Annotated in this window: 14 protein-coding genes; 5 read left to right on the forward strand and 9 right to left on the reverse strand. The window is 44.5% G+C overall.

The genetic code is table 11. From position 1 onward, the window contains the following. Positions 1-203 precede the first annotated feature (203 nt). The 3 genes from GCHA_RS08560 to GCHA_RS08570 form a co-directional block, all read right to left on the reverse strand. Positions 204-1,052: an SDR family oxidoreductase gene (locus tag GCHA_RS08560; RefSeq protein ID WP_007987131.1), complete on the reverse strand. Its 849-nt coding sequence runs from the start codon at positions 1,050-1,052 to the stop codon at positions 204-206. A gap of 50 nt (positions 1,053-1,102) precedes the next feature. After that, positions 1,103-2,014: a helix-turn-helix domain-containing protein gene (locus GCHA_RS08565; RefSeq protein WP_007987133.1), complete on the reverse strand. Its 912-nt coding sequence runs from the start codon at positions 2,012-2,014 to the stop codon at positions 1,103-1,105. Positions 2,015-2,109: 95 nt separating this feature from the next. Continuing rightward, positions 2,110-3,027 (reverse strand): LysR family transcriptional regulator, encoded by a 918-nt coding sequence (locus GCHA_RS08570; protein ID WP_007987135.1) that lies wholly within the window; start codon positions 3,025-3,027, stop codon positions 2,110-2,112. A gap of 135 nt (positions 3,028-3,162) precedes the next feature. On the opposite strand from GCHA_RS08570, the gene GCHA_RS08575 reads away from it, so the two are divergent. Then, positions 3,163-4,377, forward strand: coding sequence for an MFS transporter (locus tag GCHA_RS08575; protein ID WP_007987137.1), 1,215 nt, complete (start codon positions 3,163-3,165; stop codon positions 4,375-4,377). Positions 4,378-4,394: 17 nt separating this feature from the next. Beyond that, positions 4,395-5,549: an MFS transporter gene (locus tag GCHA_RS08580; protein ID WP_007987139.1), complete on the forward strand. Its 1,155-nt coding sequence runs from the start codon at positions 4,395-4,397 to the stop codon at positions 5,547-5,549. 131 nt (positions 5,550-5,680) lie between these two features. On the opposite strand, the gene GCHA_RS08585 is transcribed toward GCHA_RS08580, so the two are convergent. Further along, positions 5,681-7,450, reverse strand: coding sequence for a SulP family inorganic anion transporter (locus tag GCHA_RS08585; RefSeq protein WP_007987140.1), 1,770 nt, complete (start codon positions 7,448-7,450; stop codon positions 5,681-5,683). 534 nt (positions 7,451-7,984) lie between these two features. Continuing rightward, complete coding sequence (locus tag GCHA_RS08595; protein ID WP_007987142.1) at positions 7,985-8,848, reverse strand: YicC/YloC family endoribonuclease; 864 nt, start codon at positions 8,846-8,848, stop codon at positions 7,985-7,987. 178 nt (positions 8,849-9,026) lie between these two features. Here GCHA_RS08595 and rph point away from each other — a divergent pair, with 178 nt between their 5' ends. From rph to tusA, 3 genes are read left to right on the forward strand one after another with little or no spacing between them, the layout of a single operon-like run. Next, positions 9,027-9,740, forward strand: coding sequence for a ribonuclease PH (gene rph, locus GCHA_RS08600; RefSeq protein ID WP_007987144.1), 714 nt, complete (start codon positions 9,027-9,029; stop codon positions 9,738-9,740). A gap of 39 nt (positions 9,741-9,779) precedes the next feature. After that, positions 9,780-10,433 (forward strand): orotate phosphoribosyltransferase, encoded by a 654-nt coding sequence (pyrE, locus tag GCHA_RS08605; RefSeq protein ID WP_007987146.1) that lies wholly within the window; start codon positions 9,780-9,782, stop codon positions 10,431-10,433. Continuing rightward, positions 10,423-10,686 (forward strand): sulfurtransferase TusA, encoded by a 264-nt coding sequence (tusA, locus tag GCHA_RS08610; protein WP_229816553.1) that lies wholly within the window; start codon positions 10,423-10,425, stop codon positions 10,684-10,686. The genes pyrE and tusA overlap by 11 nt, the downstream gene beginning before the upstream one ends. Before the next feature lie 59 nt (positions 10,687-10,745). Here tusA and GCHA_RS08615 read toward each other — a convergent pair whose 3' ends face one another. The 4 genes from GCHA_RS08615 to GCHA_RS08630 all read right to left on the reverse strand — a co-directional run bounded on the left by GCHA_RS08615 (position 10,746) and on the right by GCHA_RS08630 (position 13,645). Further along, positions 10,746-10,925: a hypothetical protein gene (locus GCHA_RS08615; RefSeq protein WP_007987149.1), complete on the reverse strand. Its 180-nt coding sequence runs from the start codon at positions 10,923-10,925 to the stop codon at positions 10,746-10,748. A gap of 20 nt (positions 10,926-10,945) precedes the next feature. Continuing rightward, positions 10,946-11,398 (reverse strand): hypothetical protein, encoded by a 453-nt coding sequence (locus tag GCHA_RS08620; protein ID WP_007987151.1) that lies wholly within the window; start codon positions 11,396-11,398, stop codon positions 10,946-10,948. Positions 11,399-11,548: 150 nt separating this feature from the next. Continuing rightward, a complete protein-coding gene (locus GCHA_RS08625; RefSeq protein ID WP_007987156.1) occupies positions 11,549-12,316 on the reverse strand; it encodes a class I SAM-dependent methyltransferase in 768 nt (255 codons plus the stop codon). 33 nt (positions 12,317-12,349) lie between these two features. Next, positions 12,350-13,645 (reverse strand): metal-dependent hydrolase family protein, encoded by a 1,296-nt coding sequence (locus GCHA_RS08630; protein WP_007987158.1) that lies wholly within the window; start codon positions 13,643-13,645, stop codon positions 12,350-12,352. Positions 13,646-13,694 lie beyond the last annotated feature (49 nt).

Below are 13,694 nucleotides of genomic sequence, written 5' to 3' on the forward strand. Positions count from 1 at the left end.
TGAAACACAAAACCCTATTGAAATATATGAGCTGGCTGGTAGTGCATATTGCTAAAGTTTAACTTGAGCAAGTGTGATCCAAGTCGCCGTGGCCTAATGCAGCATGAACGGGAGCACTGCAGAAAAAGGAGTTAGGGGAAAGTGGCCGTCACTCCTTTGTGAGCTTTCCCTCTTACTCGTGAGAACACAGCAAGCTGTACAGGTTACAGCATAGTTTTTAACACTTGCTGTTGTTGCTTTAAACCGCTCGGGTCACGCTCGGTCTTCAACAAGCAAAACTGTTCAGCCCAAGGGGAAGTACGCATTCTTATCGGGGGATGCGGTTGGTTAACACAGTCTGTAACGACCTTGGCAACCTCAGCGGAGGTTTGATAAACCCCTTCAGTGCGGCTGCCCGCCCCAGCGATGTATTTTTCTAGAATAGGACGATATTCATCCTCCTTCATGCCACCGCCACCTTGGAATTGAGCCAATGCATTATTAGCAAATTCAGAGCGAATACCGCCAGGCTCCACATTAGTAAAGTTAATGCCGAAATTAGCAGTGATATAGGTAGAAACGGACTCAACATAACCTTCCACAGCAAATTTAGCAGCACAGTAAAATTCATTGAATGGTTGGCCTATTAAGCCACCAACAGAAGATATATTAATCACGTGCCCGCTGCGCGCTTGACGCATGTGTGGTAACACAGCTTTGATGCAGCGCACAACGCCTTTGAAGTTCACATCCATCACCCATTCAATTTCTTCTTCTGTGGCTTGTTCTGTTGTTCTTACAAACCCTGCCCCGGCGTTATTGACCAGCACGTCTATCCGTCCTTCTTGTTCGATAATCTGCTCGACACAGCGCTGAACACTGTCTGTGTTTTGCACGTCGAGTTGTTTAATCGATAAGCTCACTTGCGCTTTTTCAGCTGCTTCAAGCAGAGCGGTTTTCTTATCAGTGTTGCGCATAGTGGCAAATATTTTATGACCTTGAGCAGCCAGCTGTATGGCTATGTCGATACCTAAGCCGCTAGATGTGCCGGTAACTAATATGACTTTTTGCATGATAATTTCCTTAAAACTAAGGTGGGAATGATAACCGTGTTTTGTTGCTACTAATGTTGAAGTTGTGCTGCACGGTATTGTGATGGAGTTTGGCCGACTTTCTTTTTAAACAGCCGCGCGAAATATTGTGGGTACTCAAACCCCAACGAATAGGCGATCGTAGCTATGCTCTGGTCGGTACCTATCAACAAATCTTTTGAACGCTCGATCAATCTAAGTTGCATGCATTCTTTGGCTGTTTTACCGGTTTCTACTTTTAGGGCGTCACTAAGATAGCGTTGGCTCATTTGCATACTTTGCGCTATCTCCGTAATCGTCGGCATATGAGTGTGATTTGGGTCGCTACACAGAATATCTAAGGCGCTTGCGAATCGTTGGAAGGTTGATGAGTGAGATTCGCTTCTTAATAGGAACTGGCGACGATAAAAGCGCTCAGCATAGTGCAGTAATGCTGATAACTGAGCGAGAATAATTTCTCGGCTAAAGTCGTCGTATCGCTGCTGATATTCATTGTGGATGGTATTAACAATCTGCTCTAGCACCAGCTCTTCACTGGGGGATAAATGTAGTGCTTCATTCACCGCATAGCCGAAAAATGAATAAGATTTGATGCGTTCGAAAATCTTGTGCCCGCGTATGAAATCAGGATGAATTAAGAGAGTTTTTCCGGTCGGCTCAATAGTCACGCCTTGGGCGCTAAAGACTTGATTAGGTGCCATGAACAACATTGTTCCACTACTGCAGTCGTATTTGGTTTTGCCATAAAATATTTCACCTGAGGTTACTTTTTTAAGTGAAATTAAATACAAATCACTGCTGATGGCACTAGATTGCTGTTGGCAGCTTGTATCATTGGTGGCATGAGTTTTTGTTTCAGTAATCGAAAACAGCGGATGCTCTGGCGCAGGCTTTCCCGCGTACTGGTAATACTCACTTATAGAATTAAAATGCACTCGCTTCATGAACTTATTCTCGAATGAACGTTTTAAATAAGTTTATAGCGTTCTTAGCGTAATGGCAGTGCACAAACACGCAAAATATGGATACAAACTTACATTCAAGCCACTGACATTCGGGCTTGTATTTCAGTGTTATGCTCAGCTAACAAGGTGACAAAACTTGACACCGTTGGGCTCATTGGTGAGTGTTTATATTGAGCTACCAACGGAATTGAAACACTGACATCATTGATTTTGACAAAGGCACAGGTATTGCTGACCAAGCGCTTTATACAATGTGGTGCAATACCTATCCCTAAACCGGCACCCACCTCAACTAATAATGTTTGCATTGAACGCGGTTGGCTGGAAATCAATGGTGTCACGCCTGCTGCTTGAAACGCGCTTAAGGTTTGTTCATATAAACCCACTGCTTCTTCGCGCTTAAATATAATAAACGGGCTATCACGCATTACGTTTAATGCGATGCTTGGCACATTAGCAAGGTGGTGGTCTTGGGGAAGCACCAACACTAGCTCGTCGTTGTAAATTAACTCTGTTTTTAACCCAATTGGTTCAACGTCATCCAAAATTGGACGTGTTAAGGCGATATCAATGTCATTATTTTCAAATGCTTGCTGCTGACCTTGAACCGTTAAATCAAATAAAGACACCTGTACGTTTGGATGCGCAACACTGTATTGCCTGACTAAATCAGGCAAAAAATTTGAGCAAGCTGAGCTGATATAACCTATGCGAAGCTGGCCTGTTTCACCTTTGGCCACTCTACGAACTTTTTCGATGGCGCTTTGTTGCAGGGCGATTAAACGGTTGCTTTCGACGAGCAATGCATCTCCTGCTGAGGTAAGTTTTACTTCTCGTGTGTTTCGCCAGAACAGTTTTACCCCTAATTCATTCTCTAACTCTGATATTTGCCGACTTACTGCTGGTTGAACGGTATGCAGGGCTCGAGCAGCACCAGAAAAGCTACGATAAGTTGCGACTGCTACGAATGTTTTAAGAACCTTTATTTCCACTTGTTTCACCCTATAAACCGCCAACCTATAGCAAAATAGTATCAGTTTAATCAATAAATAACATTTCTGTTATGCATCAATAATCCCTACTCTATTTGCTATTCCAAACTCAATGAAATTAAGGATTTTGCCGCTATGCAATCAATACGCCCCGTGCAATCTCTACAGACCAAACAAGCGATAGCTCAGCCATCTATTCTAAGTACAAGGCAGTTATTCCTTTTTGCTTTCGTTATTGCCGCTACAGTGGCCAATTTGTATTACGTACAACCCCTGTTGCCTGAAATAAAAAACAGTTTTGTACTCAGTGGCCTTGAATCCAGTTTACTGGGCTCGTTTACCCAGCTTGGTTATGCAGCTGCGCTACTATTTATATCTCCCCTCGGGGACATTTTTCCACGTAAAAATGTGGTCAGAGTGTTGTCTTGCACCTTAGTTGTTGGCTCTCTTCTTGTGGGCTTCAGTGAATACAATGTCGCGTTGCTCTTGGGATTATTTTGCATCGGCGTTAGCGCCAATATCACACAGCAAATTATTCCTTTAGCGGCTTCACTATCAATACCCTCGGATAGGGGCCGCGTAGTGGGTACATTAATGACTGGCTTGACCGCAGGTATATTAATTTCCAGAGCCATAAGTGGGTTTATCGCTCAGCATTATGAATGGCGAGCAGTGTTTATTTTTGCCGCAGTGATAGCCGCCTGTATTGGTTTGTTGCTGAATGCCCGTTTACCGCTAAATCAGCCTGCTGCTAAGCTGGCATACCCTGCTCTTTTACGTTCAATGTTGACCCTTTTTAAACAACATAAGTTGCTCAGGGTGGCTTCAATCACTGGCGCTTTATGGTTTGCTGCGTTTAACGCGTTGTGGGTCACCGTGGCTATTCACGTTATGGATGAGCCTCTGAGTTTTTCTGTTCAGCAAGCCGGTTTGCTTGGGTTTATTGGCTTGTCTGGCATTGTTGGGGCAAAAGTGTCAGGTCGTTTAGTCACTAAACTAGGTGCTAGTCGGCTAATCAGTATAGCGATAGGGCTGACCATAGCTGGGTTCGCGGTATTGATGTTGTTTGGCGCTAGTATTTGGGGGCTGGTATTCGGAATTATTCTGATTGATATCGGCGTCTTCGCTGCTCAAGTGCCTAATCAGGTCAGTGTGTTTTCTATCGATCCCGCTGCGCAAAGCCGTATCAATGCGGTCTACATGTTGATGTATTACACAGGCGCTTCACTTGGCGCCGCTGGGGCTATGTACCTAGTCAATCATATTAATTGGCAAGCCGTTATCTACTTCGCTATGGGCCTAAGCGTCCTCGCGCTCACTCATCATCGCTTTCAAGCGAAACACTACTAATTATTGAAGGAAAGTTTATGTCTCAGTTATCTCGTATAGCTGGGTTCACTTTATTGGTGATATCCAGTTTAACTATCATGGTGGGCACAGTCGTTGCCCCTGGTTTACATGGGGTAGCGAATGCCCTAGGTGTTGACCACTTCGCTACTTGGCTTATCACACTACCTGCGTTAGGAGCGGTCATTTTTGCTCCATTTGCTGGGCGGATAATCGATAAGTTTGGCGCTTACTATGCGCTGATATTTGGCTTGGCTCTGTATGGATTACTAGGAGCAGGAGGCATCTTTTTGCATGGGCCTTATTTTGTGTTTGCTGATCGCATCTTACTTGGTGCGGCAACCGCAATCGTTATGGCTGGTGGTACCACGTTAATATCTCAGTGGTACCAAGGGCATAAGCGTTTAGCTATGATTGCCAAGCAAGGTATGGCGATAGAGCTTGGTGGCGTAATATTTTTATTTATTGGTGGCCAACTCGCCCTTGAAGGCTGGCAAATGCCCTTTGGGCTTTACCTGATCGCTTGGGTTTGTTTAGTCCTCATGCTGTTATTTATTCCTAAGCAAAGCCCAAAAACGAATAAAAACAGCCATGCAGATGAAGATGAAAAGCGCCCTGCTACATCACTCAAGTTAGTCTATTTAATGTCAGTACTTTCGATGGTGTTGTTTTTTATCGCCATTGCTGTACTGCCAATGAGTATGGCTAGTTCAGGTTTTAGTGAGGATGAAATCGGCTTTTTCTTAGCATTTATTTCACTGATTGCTGTGGTGGGGGCACTTATCATGCCTAAGTTGGTGGTTAAGCTCGGTGAGAAAGTCGTGCTCATTCTTGCCACATGCATGTTTGCATTGACCCACTTTACCTTCTTCAACGCTGAAACGTTGCAACTATTAATTCTTGGCGGTGTATTTTGTGGCTTGGGTTTTGGCTTTTCTATTCCTTTGTTAAATCATATGGTTGTTGAACAAAGTCATCCGCAATACCGCGGGCGTAACCTATCGTACTTTACCATGGCAGTCTTTCTAGGCCAGTTTCTCACCTCTTTCGTTGAGCTAATACCAGGTGAACGAAATACAGTTTATGCAGTGGCAAGTATCGCAGCGCTGATCATTGCTTGTTTATTAATTGCACAGCGCGTTGTCAGTCTGCGTCAGCCAATCTATCAACGGTAACGATAGAAGAAAATATAGACCATGAAATTTTTCATTCGATAAGAATTTAATTTGTTTGTTTTGTCGGTAAAGCTCACCTCGCAGGACCTAAGTGAGGTGAGCTTTCTGTTCAGTGATTAGCCTTATGGAGCTTAGGCTACCAGTGTGCTTTGTATATTCACTTCAACAATATCATTGGCTTTTCGCAGTAATTGGGCTGATTCGTTATTTAAGTTGCGTAAATAAACGGTTTTGCCCAGCTTTTTGTATTTCTCACTAATACCCTGTACAGCTTCGATGGCAGACTGATCAAACAAACGAGCGTCTAAGAAATCAATTGCTACGCAATTAGGGTCTTGCGATGGATTGAATTTAGCTTTGAAGTCAGTTATCGAACCAAAAAACAAATTGCCTACAAGGTGATAGGTTTTGCCCTTTTCATCTTCATCAACCCTAACGATGATATGTTTGGCACTGTTCCAAGCATAAACGAGTGCGGATAAGATAACGCCAATACTCACCGCTATGGCTAAATCAAAGATTACAGTCACTGTGGAAACACAGATGATGATGAAAATTTCAGATTTAGGCACCTTGCCAAACAAGCGCAATGAGGTCCACTCAAAGGTCGCAATGACCACCATGAACATAACGCCTATCAGCGATGCTACTGGGATCATCTCGATCACACTTGGGAAGAACAAAATGAATACCATCATAAATAAAGCTGTTGATATGCCCGACATACGCCCGCGCCCACCGGAGTTAAGACAGATCATACTTTGTCCTATCATCGCGCATCCACACATGCCGCCGAAAAATCCACTTAGCATATTGCCTGACCCTTGGGCGATAGCTTCTTTATTACTGCGCCCTTTAGTCTGTGTAATTTCATCTATGAGAGATAGAGTCATCAGTGATTCAATAAGCCCGACTGATGCTAATACTAGAGCTAAAAAGAACACGGTTATCAGTGCGCTAGTGGCACTGGAGTCTGACAAATCCCAACTTAAGGTCGGAATATGCAAGCTCGGTATTTCTCCTCTTAAACTACCATCTAAGGGATCAGCATGTTCTTTTTCACCACTGTCGAGCATTCTTTGTTGGTTTTTATTCCATCTTGCGTTTATTTGCGCTTGTGAAGGACGGTCAGCGGCAATCTGCGTTGCTACCGCGTCATATTGCCCGTAGGGGATCGTGTCTTTAATGGCATCGAATCGTTCATCAATGATTTGTTTTTCGATCATTGACGTGCGCTGATCAAGCACGACCTGGCTGACTAGTTTTGATTGTAACGGGGTGAATGATACTAGTAAGGTGCATAGCACAATTGCAGCCAAAGGGGCTGGTACAGCTTTAGTGACCTTGGGCAGAAAATGCACTATTGCCATCGTCAGCGCAATAAGACCCATCATTGTCAGCATTTCAGGACTGGTTAGAGAAAGCCAATCTCCAGCATAGGTAAAGAAATTATTCTGGGCATCAAACACGACGTGGGTATTGCCTTTGAATTGGTTAAATTGTGCTAAGCCGATAACAATCGCGAGGCCATTTACAAACCCAAGCATAACAGGGTGAGGTAACAGCCGAATGAATTTACCCATTTTGAATATGCCAAATAGCACCTGTAATATTCCGGTCAAAATGACGGCGGCTAACAGATACTCCAAGCCAAACATAATAATAAAGGCAGTAGTGACCACAGCCATTGAACCCGCTGCACCAGAAATCATGATAGTGCGGCCACCAAATATCGCCGTGATCAAGCCAATGAAAAACGAGCCGTACAATCCCATCATCGGGTCAATACCCGCGACAAAAGTGAAAGCGACCGCTTCTGGGATCAATGTCAGCACGGCCGTTAGACCAGCCAGAACATCGTTCTTCAAATTCGCCTGACGTTTAGTGATTAAGTTAAACATGTTTTTCCTCGTAAAAGTCTGAAAGAAAAATTCCTTATACGCACCGCATCAAGGCAGACGCATGTGCAGCAAATTTATAAGAAGCTTGAAAGAGTGTTGAATTAACGTGGGGTGGTTAACGGGAAAGAATTTTAATTTTAGGAGGTATAAAAACAATGAATTTTAAAAGGAAACTCTTTATTGATTCTGTTGATAACACACGAATATTTATCTTCTTTCTTATAAAAATCAATATAATGACACGTGGCCTTAGAGTGTTATTTTTGGCCGTCGTGGCGTTGAATGATAGCAAAGCTAGCCGCTTTCTACGGTTACAGAGCAGAATAAACAAACTATGACTTCACGCGTAAAGGTTGAGTAGAAGAGAGGCTAAGCGATAGAGCAAAAAAGAGGGAGACAAACGCGGAGAATAAATCAAAAAGACATAGCCACAAGTGACCCAAATATACGAGGGCTTATCATGTATTTCAATGTGGCCAAAAAACTTGATAAGCCCATAGTGTTCGTGGTGTTTGGTTAAATCATGTCAGGTAATTACTCTATATTAGCAATCTGCTCGCGCATTTGCTCGATTAGCACTTTTAGCTCTACCGCTGATTGGGTAATGTCACTATTAATTGACTTTGAGCCTAGTGTGTTTGACTCGCGGTTAAACTCTTGCATCATAAAATCTAGCCGGCGACCTACTGCACCGCCTTTTTTGAGGATTTTGCGTGTTTCACCTATGTGCGACACTAGGCGATCGAGCTCTTCGGCGACATCGACTTTTTGTGCCAGCATGATCATTTCTTGCTCAACGCGGGTGGCATCAAGTTCAATCTTAGCTTCTTCAAAGCGGGCAAGTATCTTGTCTTTTTGCCATTGGATGACATCAGGCATGTGCTGCGATACTTTGTCTACTTCCACCTGAATACCGTCAAGGCGTTGCTCGATCATGGCTTTAAGGTTTGTACCTTCGGTGGCACGGGCAGTGATAAAGTCAGTCAGGGTGGCATCAAACTCAGCTAAAATATCGGCTTGAATACCTTCCATGTCGGTTTCTTCTGCTGCGATAACACCCGGCCAGCGCAATACGTCTAACGGATTTACACCTGATGATTGGCCATGAGATTGCACCCAATCTGCTGCATCCATAACCTGACGGGCTAAGTCTTCATTTAAACTAAGTTTACCCACAGCGGCATCATTTGCGACAAAGCGTAGTGCGCACTCTACCTTGCCCCGTTGCAACTGCTTGCGAAAACGTTCGCGTAAAATGGGCTCTAAACTTTTGAATTGCTCTGGAAGACGAAAGTATGTTTCGAGAAAACGTTGGTTAACCGAGCGGATTTCCCATACGGCTGTACCCCACTGTGCTTTGAGTTCGCGACGGGCAAATGCGGTCATGCTGTAAATCATTAGGTTAATTCCTTGGTGAAAACTGATAGGTATTATACCCCTGTGACCGCCATGCGCGATAGCTAACATTTTTTCTGACGTTTTCTGTGACAGATTAGTGCGAGATTGGCGGTATTTTTGTAAGAACCCGCGCTGTCATTTGGGTATAATGCGCGCAAATTATTTAAAGGAGTTATCCATGCGCCCGAACGACAGAACTGCTAGCCAAATTCGCCCAGTTACTATTACCCGTAATTTCACTTGCCATGCAGAAGGCTCTGTACTGATTGAATTCGGCAACACAAAAGTGTTGTGTAACGCCTCTGTGACTGAGGGGGTGCCTCGTTTCATGAAAGGCCAAGGTAAAGGTTGGGTAACGGCCGAGTACAGCATGTTGCCTCGCGCAACTCATACCCGTTCAGACCGTGAAGCTGCCCGTGGAAAACAAGGCGGTCGTACGTTGGAAATTCAGCGTTTAATCGCCCGTTCATTGCGCGCCGCCCTTGATTTAAAATTGCTGGGTGAAAATACCATAGTGGTTGATTGTGATGTTATTCAGGCCGATGGTGGAACTCGTACTGCTTCTATCACAGGAGCATGTGTTGCTTTAGTTGACGCCCTAACGTGGATGCGTAGCAAAGGGATCATCAAAACCAACCCAATGAAGCACATGATCGCAGCAATTTCTGTGGGGATTTACAAAGGCAATGCCATTGCTGATTTAGAATACACAGAAGATTCAGACGCTGAAACCGATATGAACGTGGTGATGACTGATACCGGCAAGATGATTGAAGTACAAGGCACTGCAGAGGGCGAACCGTTTAGCATCGAAGAAATGCATGAAATGTTAGAGCTGGCAAAACACGGTATTCGTGAATTGTTCGACGAACAAAAAGCTGCGCTGAACTAAAGCTGACAACAACTCAGATCTCAATATACAGGTAGATAAATGCTAGATTATCAAAAAGAGTTTATTGAATTTGCCTTGGGCCGTGGTGTGCTCAAATTCGGTGAATTCACTTTGAAATCGGGGCGTAAAAGCCCATATTTTTTCAATGCCGGTTTGTTTAATACTGGTCGCGATTTGGCTAAATTAGGCCAGTATTACGCTCAAGCCCTGCAGACGTCGAAAATTGACTACGACTTGTTGTTTGGCCCTGCATATAAAGGCATTCCTATTGCTACAACTACTGCGGTGGCATTGGCTGATAAGCACGACGTTGATAAGCCTTACTGCTTTAATCGCAAAGAAGCTAAAACCCATGGCGAAGGCGGAAATTTAGTCGGCAGTGCGTTGGTTGGCAAGGTCATGTTAGTGGACGACGTGATTACAGCGGGCACAGCCATACGTGAATCTATGGCGCTAATTGCTGCCCATGATGCAAGTTTAGCAGGCGTGTTGATTGCACTTGATCGTCAGGAAAAAGGCCAAGGCGAGCTGTCTGCGATCCAAGAAGTTGAGCGAGACTTCGCTACCAAGGTGGTGTCGATCGTTAGCTTAGCTGATTTAATTGAATACCTGCAGACACAGGTTGAGTCTCAACCTGAGTTGGCTGACCACTTAGCTAACATCAAGCAATACCGTGTTGATTATGGGATCTGAAGTGGCTACCGATGATTTTGACGCGGCCAATCATCAACTTGATGCGATCGGTCTTCGTTGTCCTGAGCCTGTGATGATGGTGCGTTTAAGTATTCGCAATATGCAACTAGGTGAGACATTAGCCATCAGTGCTGATGACCATTCTACAACGCGTGATATACCCAGCTTCTGTCGCTTTATGGGGCATACCCTACTTGCGAGCGACGTTGTGGGTAAACCCTATCGTTACTTGATCCGCAAAGAGAACAGTTAGTTAGTACTTACACCGCCTCTAATTCCCACATAAATCTTAGTGGTAAACAAGCCGCTGCATTAAACAGCGGCGGCTTGTAACAGAAGACGCATCAATATGCGTTTGCTACGGGTACAATCACAATGCAGCTCCTCTGCACATACGTAGTGCTCTGCTAACAGACGTTTAAGTACATCCACACGCAATTGAATGGGTACGAACTGCTCTTGTTCACGAGTCTTTGCGGCATGATTTTGCATAATTTCACCGGATCAGAAGATTAATGAAGTGCGTGTTCTTCGTTTGTCTGGCTGTGCATAAACTTCTGATGAAACCCTGCACCTAAGGCCAAAGACTTAATACAATCGATCACGCAGCGTTGAAGCTTAGGTTGCTGGTAGCTCAAGGTTAGCTCGGGCTTTAAGCGCTTTTGTGCCTGATCGTATATGGCTAAACTAAGGGTTTTTTGTCCTAGCTTTTGCAGAGTGTCAGCCAATAAGACTGCGGTTGCGGTAAAGTCGACGACCTTTGAAGACGTTTGCCTATCAGCTTGAGACATCACTATTTCAGCTGTTTCGTAAGCACAACCTAAATAGGGTAAAGCTTGCTGCCAAGCACCCTGATCACGATAGTATTGACCTGTGTCCTGAGTTTCACGCAGGTGTGTATGTGCGGCTATTGGATTAGTTGCTAACCACTGACGATGATTGGGGCATAGAAAATTATGTGACATATCGATTCTCTTGTTGAAAGCGTTTTATCAAATTAACGCAAATGAGAATGATTATCAATTAATATTGTTAAGTTTATTAACCTTTCTTGAGTAACCTATATTTTGCACTCAAGAAAGGTCGGTTTTTCTAATTTTTAGATATTTTTATTTTCAATCTGGCTTTTTGAATTTTAAGGTCCAGCGGTCTGTATTACCCGTTACGCTTTTAGCACCTACTTCGTATCTCAGTTCATCATCTTCTTTGTAATGTAAGTCGCTATAATCCACCAGCTCGAAACCAGCTTGTTGAATTTCATGGATCGCCATAACAGGATCAATTCTTCGACGGTTTGCGTTACTAGCCGGTTCATTGTGGCGTGCTGTGTGATCCACCACCGCATAGATACCACCGGGTTTTAGGGCAGCAAAGGCCACTTCATTCATTTTACGGCGACCTTGTTCATTAAAATTATGGTAGTTGCGAAACGTCAGCACCATATCCACATCACTTACACCGAGCGACTCAACATCAAGGGAGTAAAAACGCGCACCCTCTTCGCGCCACAAACGTGCATCTTCAGCAGTTGTTTTAGCTTTCTCGAAACCGGGTTGACTGAATAACCTTTCAGCCACTCTACCGCTGCCGATAGCAGCATAATATTGCCCTTCATCAGCGACAACAGGTGCCAGTATTTTGGTGTACCAGCCACCGCCTGGAATAAGCTCCACAATACGCATATCAGGCTCTAGACCAAAGAAGGATAGCGTTTCCAGGGGTTTACGGTTTTCGTCACGTTCGGTATCGCTCGTTTGACGTATGTCATTCGTCATAGCCGCTTGCACTTCTTCTTTTAAAGTTGATTCAGCAGAAAATGCAGATCCGCTAATCAATAAGCTAGTTGCTGTGAATATGGATAGCGTGCGGTTGGTCAAATTCATAGGTTGCTCCAAAGTGGTTAAGGTTAAATTCAGTTATGCTTCTGGGGCTTTGTAAATCTTGCCGTTTTTCATTACAAAGGTGACGTGCTGCATCTGCTTAATGTCGTCAAGTGGATTTCCCTCGACCGCCACTAAATCAGCGAATTTTCCGGTTTCTACAGTGCCTAAACTATCAAGTTGGTTGATCAAGCTCGCACCATGATAGGTTGCGGCGCGAATAGCCTCGATGGGTTTCATACCCGCTTCAACCATAAGCACAAACTCTAAACCATTATCACCATGTGCTGACACACCTGAATCAGTACCAAAGGCAATTTTTACCCCAGCTTCATGAGCCTTAGATAAAGTTTGTAGGATAAGTGGGCCAATGGTGGCGGCTTTTGGCCTGACAAGCTCAGGAAAAAAACCGTCAATTTTGGCTTTTTCAGCTACCCAATTTCCGGCCATGACAGTGGGAACATAGTAGGTCTTGTGCTTTTTCATCAGCTTGAAGGTTTCTTTGTCCATGTAGGTGCCATGTTCAATAGAGGTCACGCCAGCTTTTATTGCGCGCTCCATGCCTTCTTTGCCGTGAGCATGAACGGCGATCGTCATGCCATAGTCTTTGGCGGTATCTACAATGGCTTGTAGCTCATCGTTCATAAACTGTGGATTTTGGCCACTCTTAGCGACTGATAACACGCCCCCTGTGGCGGTAATTTTTATCAAATCGGCCCCATCTTTGTAGCGCTGACGTACCGCTTTACGGGCTTGTGCTACACCGTTTATGACACCCTCATTTGGACCCGGATCACCCTGAATTTTCTTCGCAGTGCCGTTAGAGGGATCAGCATGACCCCCCGTAGTCGCAATAGATTTAGCTGCGGTAAAAATGCGAGGGCCCTCTACTATTCCTTTGTTGATGGCGTTGCGTAGGGCTACGGATTCATTGTAGCCATCTCCTAAATTACGGATCGTGGTAAAACCTGCAAGTAGTGTGCGTTTTGCGTATTGCACCCCTTTAATTGCATAGTCTGCCTCGTTAAGCGTAAAACGTTCCATATAGCTGGCTGGGCCGTTGTGTTGAGACGTAACATGGGTGTGCATGTCCATCAGGCCTGGCATTAAGGTATGAGTTTTGAGGTCGAGTACCTCGTCTTGTTCGCCACCGGCAATATAACCTTGAAGAATTTCGCTGATTTTATCGCCCTCAACAACCACGGTTACTTCACTCATGACCTTGTCTGAGTCTGCTGTAATGAGCTTACCGGCTTGAATATAAGTGGCTGCAACTGCTTGGGTGCATATCAGTGAAGCGATTAAGGCAGCGCTGGTAATCGAAACTCGCATAGTATTGTTCTCGTTTTAGCTAGTGAGCATTCAGATTAGGGGAATTAGC

The sequence above is a fragment of the Paraglaciecola chathamensis S18K6 genome (genome assembly GCA_000314955.1).
GTDB classification, from domain to species: domain Bacteria; phylum Pseudomonadota; class Gammaproteobacteria; order Enterobacterales; family Alteromonadaceae; genus Paraglaciecola; species Paraglaciecola chathamensis.